The organism is Paracoccus aestuarii (assembly GCF_028553885.1).
Taxonomy (GTDB): Bacteria; Pseudomonadota; Alphaproteobacteria; order Rhodobacterales; family Rhodobacteraceae; genus Paracoccus; species Paracoccus aestuarii.
The window spans coordinates 2,281,429-2,296,783 of record NZ_CP067169.1 but is presented as its reverse complement, the minus strand read 5'-3'; the positions used below and the strand labels follow the sequence as shown (position 1 = coordinate 2,296,783).

The window sequence follows — 15,355 nt, the reverse complement described above, 5'->3', positions numbered from 1 at the left end:
CCACATTATATAGACGATACAGCTAGTTGTTTGATCCCACGGTTTGATGGTGCGATCCTTTCGCGGGAATGGAAGGAAGCATTATGGGACGAGTTCGTCACGGGAGCGCCATGACCACGCTTGCCGTAAGAGCTGCAATAATGAGGGCCGGCTCGCCATCGGTCCGAGGGCCTGGCCCGAATGATCGCAAGCTTCGCGCGCGCAACTGAGCCGGGATCTTGGGATCAATCCCAAGACGGTTGCGAAGTGGCGCAAGCGCCAGACGGTCGAGGACCTCAAGACCGGGCCAAAAGGAACCGCGCTCGACGATCCTGACCGAGGCTGAGGAGGCGACCATCGTCGCTTTCCGACGGCACACGCTGCTGCCGCGGGAGTTCAAGCGTGAAGCAAACGATCCGGGGGATCGTTTGTAGCGCAGAACGCCTCTATGCCCTGCAGCCATCCATCCCGCACGTGACACGCTCAGCGCTCCATCGGTGTCTGCAGCGATGAGCCATTGCGGCGCCACCGGTTCAAGCCCAATGACGAATGCATCTCTCGGCTGCCTGACGTGGAGGGCAGCAAACCGAAGCGGCAGAAGTTCAAACGCTACCCCATCGGCTTCTTTCACATCGACATCGCCGAGGTGCAGACCGCTGAGGGCAAGCTCTTTCTGTTCGTTGGCATCGACCGCACGAGCAAGTTTGCCGTCACCCAGCTCGTCGACAAGGCAGACAGGAAGACAGCCTGGGAACTCTTGCAGCGCATGCTCGAAGCATTCGGCGGGTCGCCTCATCGTATCAGGTCCATACCATTCTGGACCTGCATCGGTTTCGTTCCGGTCTTTTGAGAGCGATAGTCGCCATCAAGAAGACCGGATATGGCAGCGATACACAGCGACGAGTTCAACGCGGGATGCGGTTCGCATCGCGCTCACCAGTGGCCTGACACGGCGTCAGGTTGCGTCTGGATTTGGGGATCGGGCTTTCGACGCTCGGCAAGTGGGTTCGGGCGGTTTCGGAGAAAGCCAAGGTGCCCTCGCAGGGTGCCGGTCTTCTGCGCGAGAACGAGCGGCTTCGCAAAGAGAACCGCATTCTCCGGGAGGAGAGGGAGGTGCCAAAAAAACGGCGATGTTCTTCGCGGCTCAAAAGCCGCGAAGTTTCAGCATATTGACGAGTATCGCGGCCCCCTGACCCGTAGCCATCTGTGCCGCCTGATGGGAGTTTCGGAACGCGGGCTTTATGCTTGGAAGCACCGGCCTCCATCGCATCGCCAGCGGCGCGACATGGTGCTCTTGGCTCATATCCGCGATCAGCATCGGTTAGGCTCCAGACCCATTGATCTTACGGTCTTTGCATGATTCAGGCTCCTCAAGGAGACCTGATCGATGAGTAATCTTTACTGGCTGAGCGACGCCCAAATGGAGCGTCTGAAACCGTTCTTTCCCAAGAGCCATGGCAAGCCCCGGGTCGATGATCGTCGCGTCCTCAGCGGCATAATTTTCATCAATCGTAATGGGTTGCGGTGGTGTGACGCGCCGAAGGAATACGGCCCGGCCAAAACCCTCTACAACCGCTGGAAGCGCTGGAGCGATAACGGGGTTTTTGCCCGGATCATGGTCGGCCTTGCCGCCGAGAGCGCCGAGCACAAGACGATCATGAATGACGCGACCTATCTCAAGGCACACCGCACGGCCTCGAGCCTTGGGGTGAAAAAGGGGGGCGCGGGCGCCAGATCGGGCGCACCAAAGGCGGTATGAACACCAAGTTGCACGCTGTCGCCGATGCGAAGGGGCGGCCGATCGGGTTCTTCATGTCGGCCGGCCAGGTTAGCGATTACACCGGCGCGGCGGCGCTGCTGGGCAGCCTGCCGAAGGCTGAGTGGCTTCTGGCCGACAGGGGCTACGACGCTGATTGGTTCAGAGACGCTTTGAAAGACAAGGGGATAAAGGTTTGCATCCCCGGACGGAGGTCCCGCAAGAAGGCCGTCAAATACGACAAGCGGCGTTACAAAAGGCGTAACCGCATCGAAATCATGTTCGGACGTCTGAAGGACTGGAGGCGCGTCGCAACCCGTTATGACCGCTGCCCGGAAACGTTCTTCTCAGCGATCATGCTCGCCGCAACCGTCTTGTTCTGGCTGTGAAACTTAATGAGTCTGGAGCCTAAGCCTGGGCAGCTAGGGCCGACCACGGATGACCGAGGAGCTGAACGAGCTGGGCATCCGCGTCGGCCAGCGCCGTGTGGGCCGTCTGATGCGCCAGAACGGCATCCAGGTCATTCGCAGCCGAAAGTTCAGGCGCACCACCGACAGCGATCACGCCTTCAACATCGCGCCCAATCTCCTGCAGCAGGATTTCACGGCGAGCGGGCCGAACCAGAAGGGGGCTGGTGACATCACCGTCGCCATTGTCGCTCGGACCGATGGCGCAACAATGGCGACTCTGGACGCGCGAGGGGCGGGTTTATCTGGCCGTGATCATCGATCTCTTCTCAAGGCGGGTCGTGGGATGGGCCATCAGCAACCGCATGAAGCAGGATCTGGCCTTGCGGGCCCTGAACATGGCGATCGCGATCCGGAGGCCACCGCCAGGTTGCATTCATCACACGGATCGCGGGTCGCAATACTGCGCTCACGACTATCAGAAGCTGCTGCGCAAGCACGGGTTCAAGGTGTCGATGAGCGGGAAGGGCAACTGCTATGACAATTCTGCCGTCGAGAGCTTCTTCAAGTCGCTCAAGGCCGAACTCGTCTGGCGCCGCAACTGGCAAACCCGTCGCGAGGTCGAGATCGCCCTCTTCGAATACATCAACGGCTTCTACAATCCGCGCCGGAAACACTCAGCCCTCGGCTGGAAATCACCCGTGGCCTTCGAACAAAGGGCCGCTTAACATGAGCGCCTGACCGGAACAGAGCCGGTGCAGGTCCAATACGATCCTGACCGACAACGGTATCCAGTTCGCAGAGCAGCCTCGCAACCGGAACACGCCTTATTCCCGGCCCATGCGCTTCGACATGATCTGCGAGGGCGAGACCTTGTCCGCCATTGGTCCGAGGACAATGGTCTAGCGGTATCGAACACCACCTGACCAAGCCCAACCACCCGTGGACAAATGGCCAGGTCGAGCGAATGAACCGCACGATCAAGGACGCGACACTCAAGCGCTATCACTACGCCAGTCACGACCAGCTGCGCGCGCACCTCGCCGACTTCATTGCAGCTTACAATTTCGCCCGCCGGCTCAAGACCCTTGGAGGGCTCACACCCTACGAATACATCCGCAAGATCTGGACATCTGAGCCAGACAGATTCATCCCAAATCCGATCCAACAGATGCCGGGACTGAACAATTAGATAAGCTGGCCCCAAGATGAACCGAATGTACCAGTTGAGGTGCGTGTCTCACGGTGTGGAGATTGGACAGTCGCCGCGCTCCCGGCAAAATCAGCGGAGCAAACAGAATCAGTAGTTTCTGTGCGGGTTTCTAGGCCAGTGGCGATATGGGGCCAGCCCGGTATCGCGCAAGCGCAGTTTATATTGGCGCACCCGAGAGGATTCGAACCTCTGGCCTCTGCCTTCGGAGGGCAGCGCTCTATCCAGCTGAGCTACGGGTGCCTGCCGTCTGATTACAGACAGCGCTGCGGGGGCGCAATGGCGAAATTGGCCTCAGGCGCGATCCAGGGCCTCGATGATGGGCAGGAAATCGGCGGCCTTCAGGCTGGCCCCGCCGACCAGCGCGCCGTCTACATGGGGCAGGGCGAAGATCTCGGCCGCGTTCGAGGCCTTGACGCTGCCGCCATAGAGCAGCGTCACGTCAGCGCCCGTGGCCAGCCGGTCGGAGAGGCGCGCGCGCAGCAGGGCGTGGACCTCGGCGATCTGGTCGGTCGAGGGGGTGCGGCCGGTGCCGATGGCCCAGACAGGCTCATAGGCGATGACGGTGTTGGCCGCGGTCGCCCCTTCGGGCAGCGATCCGTCCAGCTGGGCGGCGATCACGTCCAAGGTCTGGCCACCGTCGCGTTGGGCCTCGGTCTCGCCCAGGCAGATGATCGCGACCAGGCCCGCGCGATGGGCGGCGGCGGCCTTGGCGCGGATCTGGGCATCGGTCTCGGCATGGTCGGCGCGGCGTTCGGAATGGCCCAGGATGATATGGCTGGCGCCCGCATCGCGCAGCTGCTCGGCGCTGATGTCGCCGGTATGGGCGCCCTTGGCCTCGGCATGGCAGTCCTGGCCGCCGACCAGCAGGTCGCCCGCGCCGATACGCGCGACCATAGGATGGATCAGCAGGGCGGGGGGACAGATCAGCACGTCGCAGGACGCATCCTCGGCGCTGTTCAGCATCGCGTCGATCTGATCCATCGCGGCCAGATCGCCGTTCATCTTCCAGTTGCCAGCGGCCAGTTTGCGCGGTGCCATGAGTGCCTCCCCCTGATTGCCCGACCGGCTTAGCCAGACCGGGCAGGGGGCGCAACACCGATAGCGCTAGAGCTGGGCGCGGCTGCCCTCCAAGGGCGCGAAGTTCACCGATTCCCCGCAGCCGCAGGCATCGGTGACATTGGGATTGCGAAAGCGGAAACCCTGTTCCAGCAGACCGGTCTCATAGTCGATCTCGGTCCCGAACAGGAACATCTGCGCCATGGGGGCGATCATCACGCGGGCGCCGTCCAGTTCCACGACCTCCTCGTTGGGGGCGGGGGCCTCGGCCAGCTCCATCGTGTATTCCATGCCCGCGCAGCCGCCCTTCTTCAGGCCGATCCGCAGGCCATAGGCGTTCTTGCCCGCCATCAGCCGGGCGATCTGGGCGGCGGCGGAGGGGGTGATGGACACGGGCGGCGTGCCGGGAATGGCGAACATGGCGGAGTTCCTTTCGGGTTCTCCCTCAAGATAGGCGCGCGGGGGCGCCCTGTTCAAGATGGGCCTACATGAAGCCCAGTTCCAGCCGCGCCTCGTCGGACATCATGTCCATGCCCCATTGCGGCTGAAAGGTCATCTCGACATCGACCTGCTTGACGCCGGGCACGGCCTCGACCGCATCGGCGACCCAGCCCGGCATCTCTCCGGCGACGGGACAGCCGGGCGCGGTCAGGGTCATGATGACCCGCACCTCGGAGGCATCGTTGATCTCGACCGTGTAGATCAGGCCCAGATCGTGGATGTTGACCGGGATCTCGGGGTCGTAGACGGTCTTGCAGGCCTCGACGATCGGCTCGTAGAGCGGGTGATCGGTGCTCGAGGGCGCGATCAGCGGCGCGCCTTCCATCAGGGGTTCTGTCATCGCGGCATCCTTCAATTCCGACCGATTATATAGGGCACCGCATGCCCGCGGTCCAGTGGGGGCCGCATTGCACGCCCCGGCGCATGGCGCTACAAGCGCGCGGTTCAAAAGGGGCAGGGCGGCAGCATGACCACGCGTTTCAACTTCACCCTTCAGGCCACCGACGGGGCGGCGCGCACGGGCGTGATCGACACGCCGCGGGGGGCGATCCGCACCCCGGCCTTCATGCCGGTGGGCACGGCGGCCACCGTCAAGGCGATGCTGCCCGAAAGCGTGGCCGCCACCGGGGCCGACATCCTGCTGGGCAACACCTATCACCTGATGCTGCGCCCCACCGCCGAACGCATCGCGCGGTTGGGCGGGCTGCACCGTTTCATGAACTGGTCCAAGCCCATCCTGACCGACAGCGGCGGGTTTCAGGTCATGTCGCTGGCCGGCCTGCGCAAGCTGACCGAGGAGGGGGTGACCTTCTCCAGCCATGTGGACGGGTCCAAGCATCACCTGACCCCCGAACGCAGCATGGAGATCCAGCGCCTTTTGGGCAGCGACATCGTGATGTGCTTTGACGAATGCCCCGCGCTGCCCGCGACCGAGGCCGAGGTCGCGGCCTCGATGCGCATGTCGATGCGGTGGGCCGAGCGGTCGCGTGACGCCTTCGGCGACCGGCCGGGGCACGCGCTGTTCGGGATCATGCAGGGCGGCGTCACCCGCGATCTGCGCGAGGAAAGCGCCCAGGCCCTGCAGGCCATCGGCTTTGACGGATACGCCGTCGGCGGCCTCGCGGTGGGCGAGGGGCAGGAGGCGATGTTCGGCGTGCTGGACTACGCCCCCGGTTTCCTGCCGGTGGACAAGCCGCGATACCTGATGGGCGTGGGCAAGCCCGACGACATCGTGGGCGCGGTCCAGCGGGGCATCGACATGATGGATTGCGTGCTGCCGTCCCGCTCGGGGCGGACGGGTCAGGCCTGGACCCCGCGCGGCCAGGTCAACATCAAGAACGCCCGCCACCAGGACGACCCGCGCCCGCTGGACGAGGATTGCACCTGCCCCTGCTGCACCGGCTATTCCCGCGCCTATCTGCACCATGTCTTCCGCGCGCGTGAGATGATCAGCGGCATGCTGCTGACCTGGCACAACCTGCATTACTATCAGCAGCTGATGGCAGGGCTGCGCGAGGCCATCGCGGCGGGGCGGCTGGACGATTTCGTGGCCGATTTCCACGCCCGTCGGGCCGAGGGCGACATCGAGCCGATCTGACGCCGTTTTTCCGCCGCGTCCGGTCTTGGCGCGGACGGGCGGGGGCGCTATGTCGGGGATGTTCTCAGGGCGGGGTGCAATTCCCCACCGGCGGTGACAGCCCGCGAGCGCCCTTCCGCAAGGCAGGGGTCAGCAGATCCGGTGGAATTCCGGGGCCGACGGTACAGTCCGGATGAAAGAGAACCGCTGCCTGCGCCACCCCGGCGCATGCCGTGGTATGCCTTGGGGGCCTGACGAAACACACGTAAGGTTCCTGACAGATGACGAAATCCCCCCGTATCGCCTTCATCAAGGCCCGCTGGCATGCCGATGTCGTGGACCAAGCCCATGAGGGTTTCCTGGCCGAGGCAGCAGGCCTGATGCCCGGCGCCCAGGTCGAGCCCTGGGACGTGCCCGGCGCCTTCGAGATGCCGCTGCTGGCCAAGACCTTGGCCGCGACGGGCCGATATGACGCCGTCGTGGCCGCCGCCCTGGTCGTCGATGGCGGCATCTATCGCCATGACTTCGTGGCCCAGGCCGTGGTGTCGGGTCTAATGCAGGCCGGGCTGGAGACGGGCGTGCCGGTCTTCTCCGTCTCGCTGACGCCGCACAACTATCAGGAGACGGCGCTGCTGACCGGCTTCTATCGCGCGCATTTCGTGGAAAAGGGCGCCGAGGCCGCGGGCGCCGTCGCCCGGATGCTGGAGGTCGGCGCCCGCGTCGCCGATCTGGACCGCAGCGCGGTCGCCTGAGGGGGCGCCGCGATGACCGGTTTCGCCTTTGCCACCGCGACCGAGATCCTCTTCGGTCGCGGTCAGGCCCATGGGGCCGCCGCGCGGATCCGCGCCTTGGGGCGGTCGGTGCTGCTGGTCCATGGCGCGGACGGGCGCCGGGCGGATTGGCTGGCCGATGCGTTGACGGGCTGTGCGGTGACCCGCCTTGCGGTGCCGCGCGAACCCGACCTGCCGATGATCGAGGCCGCGCTGGACGCCGCGCGCGGGGCGGATGTGGTCGTGGCCTTGGGCGGCGGCGCGGTGATCGATGCGGGCAAGGCCTTGGCCGCCTGCCTGACCATGACCCGTCCCGTGATCGACCATCTGGAGGTGGTGGGCCAAGGCCTGGCGCTGGATCACGCGCCCTTGCCCTTCGTCGCCATCCCCACCACCGCCGGCACCGGGGCCGAGGTCACGCGCAACGCGGTGATCGGCGTCCCCGAGGCCCGGCGCAAGGTCAGCCTGCGCGACGCGCGGATGCTGCCCCGGCTGGCCATCGTGGACCCGGCCCTGACCGATGGCTGCCCGCGGGCGGTAACGCTGGCCTCGGGGCTGGACGCAATCACCCAGGTGATCGAGCCCTATGTCTCGACCCGGGCCAATCCGCTGACCGATGCGCTCTGCCGCGATGCGATCCCGCAGGGCCTCGCGGCGCTGATCCGGCTGATGGAGGCCGAGGACCCCGCGGCCCGCGACGCGATGGCCTGGGTCAGCCTTTGCGGCGGGCTGGCGCTGGCCAATGCGGGGCTGGGGGTGGTGCATGGGCTGGCCGGTCCCTTGGGCGGACTGACCGGGGCGCCGCATGGGGCGATCTGCGGGGCGCTGCTGCCCCATGCACTGATCGCCAACCGGCGGGCGGTGACGGATCCCGCGCGGCTGGACCAGGTGGGCGGCTGGATCGGCGCGGCCTTCGGGCGGCCCGCTGCCGGGCTGGAGGAGGCCGCCGCGCTGCTTTCGGACTGGTCGCGGGCCTGCGGCCTTCCGGGGCTGGGGGATCTGGGCATCGATGCCCGCGCCCAGGCCTTGGCGGCCGAGGCCGCAGCGGCATCATCCTCGATGAAGGCGAACCCCGCCCCCCTGCCGCCCGAGGCGCTGCGCGCGCTGATGCGCGCCGCGGGCTGAGGGGGTTTCAGGGTTCGGCGCGGGCTAGCAGCTCCTCGACCCGGGGGCCGATCGCATCGACGATCTGGCGCACGCCCTCGGCATTGGGGTGGATGCGGTCATCCTGCATCAGATCGGCCAGGGACAGGCCTTGGGTGGCCTTTTCGCCGATGGGACCCAGGAAATCGGGGACCAGGATCGCGTCATGCTGGTCGGCCAGATCGACATACATCGCCTCGAAGTCGCGCTTGAAATCCGGGCCGTAATTCCCCGGCGCGGGCAGGCCCGCCAGCAGGACCGGCACGCCCGCCGCCCCGGCCTTGTCCAGGATCGCGTCCAGATTGGCGCGGCTGGCGGCCGGGTCGATCCCGCGCAGCAGGTCATTGCCGCCAAGCGCCACGATCAGCGCGTCGGGCCCGTCGGCCAAGGTCCAGTCGATGCGCGCGGCCCCCCCCGCGGTCGTGTCGCCCGACACGCCCGCATTGGTCACGGTCACGTCATGGCCGCGTTCGCGCAGCCAATCCTGCAGCACGGGGACGAAGCCCTCGGCCTCGGGCAGGCCGTAGCCCTGCGTCAGACTGTCGCCCAGGGCGGTCAGCGCGATCCCCTGCGCGCCAGCAGGGGCGGCCCCGGCCAGCATCGCGGGCAGGGCCAGCACGGCCAGCGCCGCCGCGATCCGGTTGCCATTCCCGGCCGCGCGCCCATATCGTGCCGCGACCCATCCGCCCATCCGGCGCGACACCGAGAGGACCGACCCCATGGCCGAACCCGCGATCCGCCTGCAGGACGCCACGCTGACCCTGCAGGGCAATGCCGGCCCGGTCCAGATCCTGCGGGGCATCTCGCTGCAGGTGGCGCGGGGCGAGACGGTGGGGCTGGTCGGTCCTTCGGGGTCGGGCAAATCGTCGCTCCTCATGCTGATGGGCGGGCTGGAACGGGCCAGCGGGGGTCAGGTTCATGCGTTGGGCCAGGACCTGACCGCGATGGACGAGGACGGGCTGGCACGGTTCCGCCTTGGCAATATGGGGGTGGTGTTCCAATCCTTCCACCTGATCCCGACGATGACGGCCGTTGAAAATGTCGCGACCCCGCTGGAGCTGGAGGGCGCGGCCGACGCCTTCGACCGCGCGGCGCGGGAACTGGACCGGGTCGGCCTGGGGGCGCGGCTGGATCATTACCCCGGCCAGCTGTCGGGCGGCGAACAGCAGCGCGTGGCCTTGGCCCGCGCCGCGGCGGGGCGCCCGCCCATCCTGCTGGCGGACGAACCCACGGGCAATCTGGACGGCACCAACGGCCAGGCCATCATGGAGCTGCTTTTCGATCTGCATCGCGATCACGGCGCCACGCTGGTGCTGGTCACCCATGACCCGGCCTTGGCGGAGCGCTGCGACCGCGTGATCCGCCTGAATGACGGCCGCCTGGACGGGGTCCCCGCATGAGCGTCGCGCTGGCGGCCCGTCTGGCGCGGCGCGACCTGCGCGGCGGCCTGCGGGGGTTCTGGGTGCTGCTGGTCTGCCTGGCCCTGGGGGTCGCGGCGATCGCGGCGGTGGGATCGGTGCGCGCCTCGATCCAGCAGGGGCTGGCCCAGCAGGGCGCAGCGCTCTTGGGGGGCGATGCCCAGGTCAGCCTGACCTACCGCTTTGCCGAACCGGCCGAGCGCGCCTGGCTGGAGGATCGCGCCGCCACCCTGTCCGAGATCGTCGACTTCCGGTCCATGGTCGTGACCGAGGGGCCGGAGGGGCCGGAACGCGCCCTGACCCAGGTCAAGGGCGTGGACGCGGCCTGGCCCATGGTCGGCACGGCCGAGCTGGACCCGCCCATGCCCGTGGCCGAGGCCTTGGGCCCCCAGCCCGGCGGCCTGCCGGGCGGCGTCATGGCGCCGCTGCTGGCCGACCGGCTGGGGCTGGACCAAGGCGACGTCTTCCGCCTGGGCACCCAGGATTTCGTGCTGACCGCGCGGCTGGTGACCGAGCCGGATGCCGGATCGGCGGGCTTCGGCTTCGGTCCCCGCACCTTGGTCCTGCGCGAGGCCTTGGCCGACAGCCAGCTGCTGTCGCCGGGCACGCTGTTTGACAGCCGCTATCGCCTGATGCTGCCGCCGGGCGCGGATCCGCAGGCGCTGGTCGCGGATTGGCGCGCGGCATTTCCCGACAGCGGCGCGCGCTGGCGCGACAGCAGCCGGGGCGCGCCGGGGATCGAACGTTTCGTCGACCAGATCGGCGCCTTTCTGGTGCTGGTCGGGCTGACCGGGCTGGCGGTGGGGGGCGTGGGCATATCCGCCGCCGTGCGCGCCCATCTGGCCCGCAAGACCGAGACCATCGCCGTGTTGAAGACCCTGGGCGCGTCGGGCGGGCTGATCCTGCAGGTCTATCTGCTGCAGATCGGGGCGGTCGTGGTCATGGGCATCGCCGCCGGGCTGGTGATCGGCGCGGCGCTGCCCTTGGCGCTGGCGCCGGTCCTGTCGGCGCATCTGCCGGTGCCGGCGGTCTTCGCCCCCTATCCCGGCCCCTTGGCCGAGGCGGCGGTCTATGGCCTGCTGACGGCCTTCGTCTTTACCCTGTGGCCCTTGGCGCGGTCGCGGCGCATCCGCCCCGCCACCCTGTTCCGCGATCTGGAGGGCGAGGGCGGCTGGCCCGGCCCGGTCTTTCTGGCGCTGATCCTGGGGGCGGTGGCGCTGCTGGTGGGGCTGGCGGCCTGGCTGTCGGGGCTGTGGGTGCTGACCCTGTCGGTGGCGGGGGGCGTGCTGGCGGCCTTTCTGGTCCTGACCCTGGCCGCGCTGCTGGTGCGGCGCGTGGCGCGGGCGGCGGCGCGGTCGCGCGCGGTGCGGGGCCGGCCCGCATGGCGGCTGGCGCTGTCGGCCATCGGCGGCCCCCGGCAGGAGGCGCTGTCGGTGATCCTGTCGCTCGGGCTGGGGCTGACGGTTCTGTCGGCGGTGGGCCAGGTCGAATCGAACCTGCGCCACGCCATCCAGGCCGAGCTGCCGGACCGCGCGCCCACCTATTTCTTTCTGGACATCCAGCCGGACCAGCTGGACGGGTTCCTGACGCGGCTGCGCGACGATCCGCTAGTTTCGGAGGTCGAGACGGCGCCGATGCTGCGCGGCATCCTGACCGGCATCAATGGCCGCCCCGCGCGCGAGGTCGCGGGCGATCACTGGGTGCTGCGCGGCGATCGCGGAGTGACCTATGCCGACCAGCCGCCGCCGGGCACGACCATCACCGACGGCGCATGGTGGGATGCCGATCACGACGGCCCGCCCGTGGTCAGCCTGTCATCCGAGGTCGCGCGCGAGATCGGCATCGGCCCGGGCGACACGCTGACCGTCAATATCCTGGGCCGCGACATCACCGCGACCATCGCGAACCTGCGCGAGGTCGATTTCAGCGATGCGGGGATCGGCTTCGTCATGGCGCTGAACACCGGCGCGCTGCAGGGCGCGCCCCATACCCATATCGCGACCGTCCATGCCGAACCCGCCGCCGAGGCCGCGATCCTGCGCGATCTGGGCAGCCGCTATCCCAACATCACCGCCGTGCCCGTGCGCGAGGTGATCGACCAGGCGGCCGACACCCTGTCGGGCATCGCCGCGGCGATTGCCTGGGCGGCCTCGGCGACCTTGGTGACGGGGGTGGTGGTGCTGATCGGGGCGGCGGCCGCGGGCGAACGCGCGCGCGTCTTCGAGGCGGCGATCCTCAAGACCTTGGGCGCGACACGGGGGCGCGTGCTGGCCAGCTTCGCGCTGCGATCGGCTCTGCTGGGACTTGCCGCGGGCGCCGTGGCGCTGCTGGGCGGGGTTCTAGCGGGATGGGCCGTCTCGACCCGGGTGATGGAGGTCGCCTTCCGCCTGGACCTGCCGATCGCGGTGGCGATCGTTCTGGGCGGGGTGGTGGCGACGCTGGCCACAGGGCTCATCTTTGCCATGCGGCCCTTGGCGGCGCGCCCGGCCCGCGTGCTGCGGGCCCAAGACTGACGCCGCGGGGGATCAGAAGATCAGCGACAGGATGCCGATGACGACCAGCAGGCCGATGAGGAAGATGATGCCGGCGACGCTGCCGAGAAACCTGAACATGAGCGAACTCCTTGATGCGATTGTCGATGTGATTGCGTCAGGGTAACGGATCCGCGATCCGATCGTTCCGGCCCATGGGGAAAAGAAGGGAGTGAGGGGTCGCGCGGGTGACGCGCTCCAAGCCGGTCCGGTCAAGCGGTTTCATCTTGGCATTGCACATGCTGCATGACTTTGGCACATATTGATGCACAGTTCGGAGGTTCACGGCTTGGTCTGTTCCGGATGACCCGTCTGATCACACTTCCGTAGCCTCATTGACCTTACGCGCACCGCGCCGACACTATCGGACCGCGAATGGGGAGAACAGCGTCATGAAAATCTTCGTCCCGATCCTGATGACCACCCTGGGCCTCGCCGCCCCCGGATTTGCCCAGCATGCCGCAGACCACAGCGATCACGGCGCGGCGCATATGGATCACGCTGGCCACGGAGAGATGGCAGAGGCACAGCCAGGGGACACGCCGTCTACCATCGCCTATCGCGATGCCATGGCGGAAATGCACGACGAGATGAACATCGACTACAGCGGTGACGCCGATATCGACTTCATGCGCGGGATGATCCCGCATCATCAGGGCGCCATCGACATGGCACGGATCGTTCTCGAGCATGGGTCCGATCCGGAGGTCCGCGCCTTGGCCGAAGACGTCATCGAGGCGCAGGAGGCTGAGATCGAGATGATGGAGGCCTGGCTGGCCGAACGCGACAGTTGATCCGACATCGAGACATGCGATGAATGCGGCCCCGTCACGGCCGCTTTTGCTTACGGTTTTTGCGGGATGATCCCCGGGATACCGTTCAGCGCCTTGGCCAGCCGATCACGCGCGGCCAGGCCCCGTCTTGAGATCCTCGACCGTCTGTCTCTTTCGTCATTTTGCCACTGTCTTAGGCTCCAGACCCATTGATCTTACGGTCTTTGCATGATTCAGGCTCCTCAAGGAGACCTGATCGATGAGTAATCTTTACTGGCTGAGCGACGCCCAAATGGAGCGTCTGAAACCGTTCTTTCCCAAGTGCCATGGCAAGCCCCGGGTCGATGATCGTCGCGTTCTCAGCGGCATAATTTTCATCAATCGTAATGGGTTGCGGTGGTGTGACGCGCCGAAGGAATACGGCCCGGCCAAAACCCTCTACAACCGCTGGAAGCGCTGGAGCGATAACGGGGTTTTTGCCCGGATCATGGTCGGCCTTGCCGCCGAGAGCGCCGAGCACAAGACGATCATGAATGACGCGACCTATCTCACGGCACACCGCACGGCCTCGAGCCTTGGGGTGAAAAAGGGGGGCGCGGGCGCCAGATCGGGCGCACCAAAGGCGGTATGAACACCAAGTTGCACGCTGTCGCCGATGCGAAGGGGCGGCCGATCGGGTTCTTCATGTCGGCCGGCCAGGTTAGCGATTACACCGGCGCGGCGGCGCTGCTGGGCAGCCTGCCGAAGGCTGAGTGGCTTCTGGCCGACAGGGGCTACGATGCTGACTGGTTCAGAGACGCTTTGAAAGACAAGGGGATAAAGGTTTGCATCCCCGGACGGAGGTCCCGCAAGAAGGTCGTCAAATACGACAAGCGGCGTTACAAAAGGCGTAACCGCATCGAAATCATGTTCGGACGTCTGAAGGACTGGAGGCGCGTCGCAACCCGTTATGACCGCTGCCCGGAAACGTTCTTCTCAGCGATCATGCTCGCCGCAACCGTCTTGTTCTGGCTGTGAAACTTAATGAGTCTGGAGCCTAGGGTTCGATGGAGGAAAAAACTGTCCGATGGACCGTTTCGCCCGAGAACGGAACACGAAGCTGCATGCCGTCACCGATGCGGAAGGCCGTCCCATCCAGTTCTTCATATCGGCAAGCGCGCAGGTTCATCCGCGCGGCGCGCGCCGAGGATCCGCGTTTGGTGGCCGAGATCGTGACCGAGGCGGGGACCGACAGGATCATGCCAGAGCCAACTCAGGTTGCACCGAAGGCCGATCGGAACAACGATGGCAGAAAGCCGATCCCACGGACCTAAAGAATATAAAAATCGCTTATCCGGGCCTGCTGCGCGAGCTGCTGCTGGCATCCGGCTCGGCGCACTACCGGGTGCGGGTCGAAGGCGACAAGGCGCATCGCATTCCCCCTGTCGACCACGCCGGATCACCCCCAGTTTGTCAAGATCTATCTGGCAGCGCGTGTTGGGGTGAAGCGCGACCCCGCGGCGGCGGCAGAGGATAGGGCGTTCGCGGGTCTGTCGGACGGCTGGCAGGCAAGCATCTCGCGGCATTGGAACGGGCCGTAGGACGCGGCGCGACATCGCCGCTGACCCTGAAGAAGCGCCTATCGGTCATGAAGATCATGACCGCCAAGCATGCTGACTATGCCATGGAGGTCCCGACCGCCAAACTGGTCGAGGTGTGGGGTCAATCCTGCAATCGGCATTTCGCGAATTGACCGCGGCGGCGTCGGGGCGGCGCCCTGGACAGCAGGCGACCTGCGCAAGTATCGCGACCACCATAAACCGGGCATCACCGCGCATTGTCCCTGCCACTGTTTATGTTCACCGCCTTTCGTATTTTGGACGCTTTGCGCCTCGGCCGCAGGCATTAAGCCTTGGTCGAAGGGGTCCGGGCCCTCAGCTGGACGCCCACCAAGCGCGGTTCGGCCACAGTCTTGATCCCGATGATGCCGCCGCTGTATTAGGCAAACCGTGCCGTAACGTTCATCGGCGAAACGTACCTAATGAACAAGTAAGGAAAACCCTTCGCGACCTCCGACTTTCTCGGTCAAATGTCTCGGCGCCAGTCCCGCGAGGAAGGCTTGGACAACCGATCCTCTCACGGCGTCCGCAAGGCCGCGGGGCATCTGCTTGCACAAGAAGGGTGCAGTCAAAACCAGATCATGACCGTGCATGGCCATACGCAGGCCAGGACCTCCGAGGTCTATACAAGGGA

At 66.4% G+C, this 15,355-nt stretch carries 14 protein-coding genes, 1 tRNA gene, 4 pseudogenes and 1 riboswitch; of the genes and pseudogenes, 12 read left to right on the top strand and 7 right to left on the bottom strand.

Annotated elements, in window-relative coordinates:
- Positions 1-83: 83 nt before the first annotated feature.
- The 5 genes and pseudogenes from JHW48_RS11685 to JHW48_RS11665 all read left to right on the top strand — a co-directional run.
- Positions 84-781, top strand: a pseudogene (locus tag JHW48_RS11685) (transposase family protein); the annotation flags it as partial.
- 78 nt (positions 782-859) lie between these two features.
- Positions 860-1,303, top strand: a pseudogene (locus tag JHW48_RS11680) (transposase); the annotation flags it as partial.
- 63 nt (positions 1,304-1,366) lie between these two features.
- A protein-coding gene (locus JHW48_RS11675; RefSeq protein WP_119884594.1) for an IS5-like element ISPaes2 family transposase occupies positions 1,367-2,124 on the top strand; the annotation gives its coding sequence in 2 pieces (ribosomal slippage) (positions 1,367-1,691 and positions 1,691-2,124; 759 coding nt in all).
- A gap of 37 nt (positions 2,125-2,161) precedes the next feature.
- Positions 2,162-2,870: pseudogene (locus JHW48_RS11670) on the top strand (IS3 family transposase); the annotation flags it as partial.
- 182 nt (positions 2,871-3,052) lie between these two features.
- A pseudogene (locus JHW48_RS11665) lies at positions 3,053-3,334 on the top strand (integrase core domain-containing protein); the annotation flags it as partial.
- 184 nt (positions 3,335-3,518) lie between these two features.
- Here the strand turns inward: JHW48_RS11665 and JHW48_RS11660 are convergent.
- The 4 genes from JHW48_RS11660 to JHW48_RS11645 all read right to left on the bottom strand — a co-directional run bounded on the left by JHW48_RS11660 (position 3,519) and on the right by JHW48_RS11645 (position 5,252).
- Positions 3,519-3,595: transfer RNA gene (locus tag JHW48_RS11660), tRNA-Arg, on the bottom strand.
- Positions 3,596-3,646: 51 nt separating this feature from the next.
- Positions 3,647-4,393, bottom strand: a complete 747-nt coding sequence (gene tpiA / locus JHW48_RS11655) for a triose-phosphate isomerase (RefSeq protein WP_119886663.1) — start codon at positions 4,391-4,393, stop codon at positions 3,647-3,649.
- 66 nt (positions 4,394-4,459) lie between these two features.
- A complete protein-coding gene (locus JHW48_RS11650) occupies positions 4,460-4,831 on the bottom strand; it encodes a HesB/IscA family protein (RefSeq protein WP_119886664.1) in 372 nt (123 codons plus the stop codon).
- 64 nt (positions 4,832-4,895) lie between these two features.
- Positions 4,896-5,252: an SUF system Fe-S cluster assembly protein gene (locus JHW48_RS11645; RefSeq protein WP_042250045.1), complete on the bottom strand. Its 357-nt coding sequence runs from the start codon at positions 5,250-5,252 to the stop codon at positions 4,896-4,898.
- Positions 5,253-5,378: 126 nt separating this feature from the next.
- On the opposite strand from JHW48_RS11645, the gene tgt reads away from it, so the two are divergent.
- The 3 genes from tgt to JHW48_RS11630 all read left to right on the top strand — a co-directional run bounded on the left by tgt (position 5,379) and on the right by JHW48_RS11630 (position 8,383).
- Complete coding sequence (gene tgt / locus JHW48_RS11640) at positions 5,379-6,509, top strand: tRNA guanosine(34) transglycosylase Tgt (RefSeq protein ID WP_119886665.1); 1,131 nt, start codon at positions 5,379-5,381, stop codon at positions 6,507-6,509.
- A 56-nt stretch (positions 6,510-6,565) separates the two neighbouring features.
- Positions 6,566-6,697: riboswitch (FMN riboswitch) on the top strand.
- 72 nt (positions 6,698-6,769) lie between these two features.
- Positions 6,770-7,240, top strand: a complete 471-nt coding sequence (locus JHW48_RS11635; protein ID WP_119886666.1) for a 6,7-dimethyl-8-ribityllumazine synthase — start codon at positions 6,770-6,772, stop codon at positions 7,238-7,240.
- Positions 7,241-7,252: 12 nt separating this feature from the next.
- Positions 7,253-8,383, top strand: a complete 1,131-nt coding sequence (locus JHW48_RS11630; protein ID WP_119886667.1) for an iron-containing alcohol dehydrogenase — start codon at positions 7,253-7,255, stop codon at positions 8,381-8,383.
- 7 nt (positions 8,384-8,390) lie between these two features.
- On the opposite strand, the gene JHW48_RS11625 is transcribed toward JHW48_RS11630, so the two are convergent.
- Positions 8,391-9,122: an arylesterase gene (locus JHW48_RS11625; RefSeq protein WP_336390886.1), complete on the bottom strand. Its 732-nt coding sequence runs from the start codon at positions 9,120-9,122 to the stop codon at positions 8,391-8,393.
- Between JHW48_RS11625 and JHW48_RS11620 the strand changes: the two genes are divergently transcribed.
- Complete coding sequence (locus tag JHW48_RS11620) at positions 9,121-9,801, top strand: ABC transporter ATP-binding protein (RefSeq protein ID WP_119886668.1); 681 nt, start codon at positions 9,121-9,123, stop codon at positions 9,799-9,801. The two genes, JHW48_RS11625 and JHW48_RS11620, sit on opposite strands and share 2 nt — an antisense overlap.
- Positions 9,798-12,332 carry an ABC transporter permease gene (locus JHW48_RS11615; RefSeq protein ID WP_119886669.1) on the top strand — a complete coding sequence of 845 codons (2,535 nt, stop codon included), beginning with the start codon at positions 9,798-9,800 and terminating at the stop codon, positions 12,330-12,332. The genes JHW48_RS11620 and JHW48_RS11615 overlap by 4 nt, the downstream gene beginning before the upstream one ends.
- Before the next feature lie 12 nt (positions 12,333-12,344).
- On the opposite strand, the gene JHW48_RS11610 is transcribed toward JHW48_RS11615, so the two are convergent.
- Complete coding sequence (locus JHW48_RS11610) at positions 12,345-12,566, bottom strand: small membrane protein YohP (RefSeq protein ID WP_147388113.1); 222 nt, start codon at positions 12,564-12,566, stop codon at positions 12,345-12,347.
- A gap of 176 nt (positions 12,567-12,742) precedes the next feature.
- On the opposite strand from JHW48_RS11610, the gene copM reads away from it, so the two are divergent.
- Together copM and JHW48_RS11600 are read left to right on the top strand one after the other, a co-directional pair.
- Positions 12,743-13,144 carry a CopM family metallochaperone gene (gene copM, locus JHW48_RS11605; protein ID WP_119886670.1) on the top strand — a complete coding sequence of 134 codons (402 nt, stop codon included), beginning with the start codon at positions 12,743-12,745 and terminating at the stop codon, positions 13,142-13,144.
- 238 nt (positions 13,145-13,382) lie between these two features.
- Positions 13,383-14,140, top strand: a protein-coding gene (locus JHW48_RS11600; protein ID WP_119886671.1) for an IS5-like element ISPaes2 family transposase whose coding sequence is annotated in 2 segments (ribosomal slippage) — positions 13,383-13,707 and positions 13,707-14,140 — 759 coding nt in all. Because the reading frame shifts where the segments join, the coding sequence is not laid out codon by codon here.
- Positions 14,141-14,159: 19 nt separating this feature from the next.
- Here JHW48_RS11600 and JHW48_RS11595 read toward each other — a convergent pair.
- A complete protein-coding gene (locus tag JHW48_RS11595; RefSeq protein WP_119886672.1) occupies positions 14,160-14,363 on the bottom strand; it encodes a hypothetical protein in 204 nt (67 codons plus the stop codon).
- Positions 14,364-15,355: the final 992 nt, after the last annotated feature.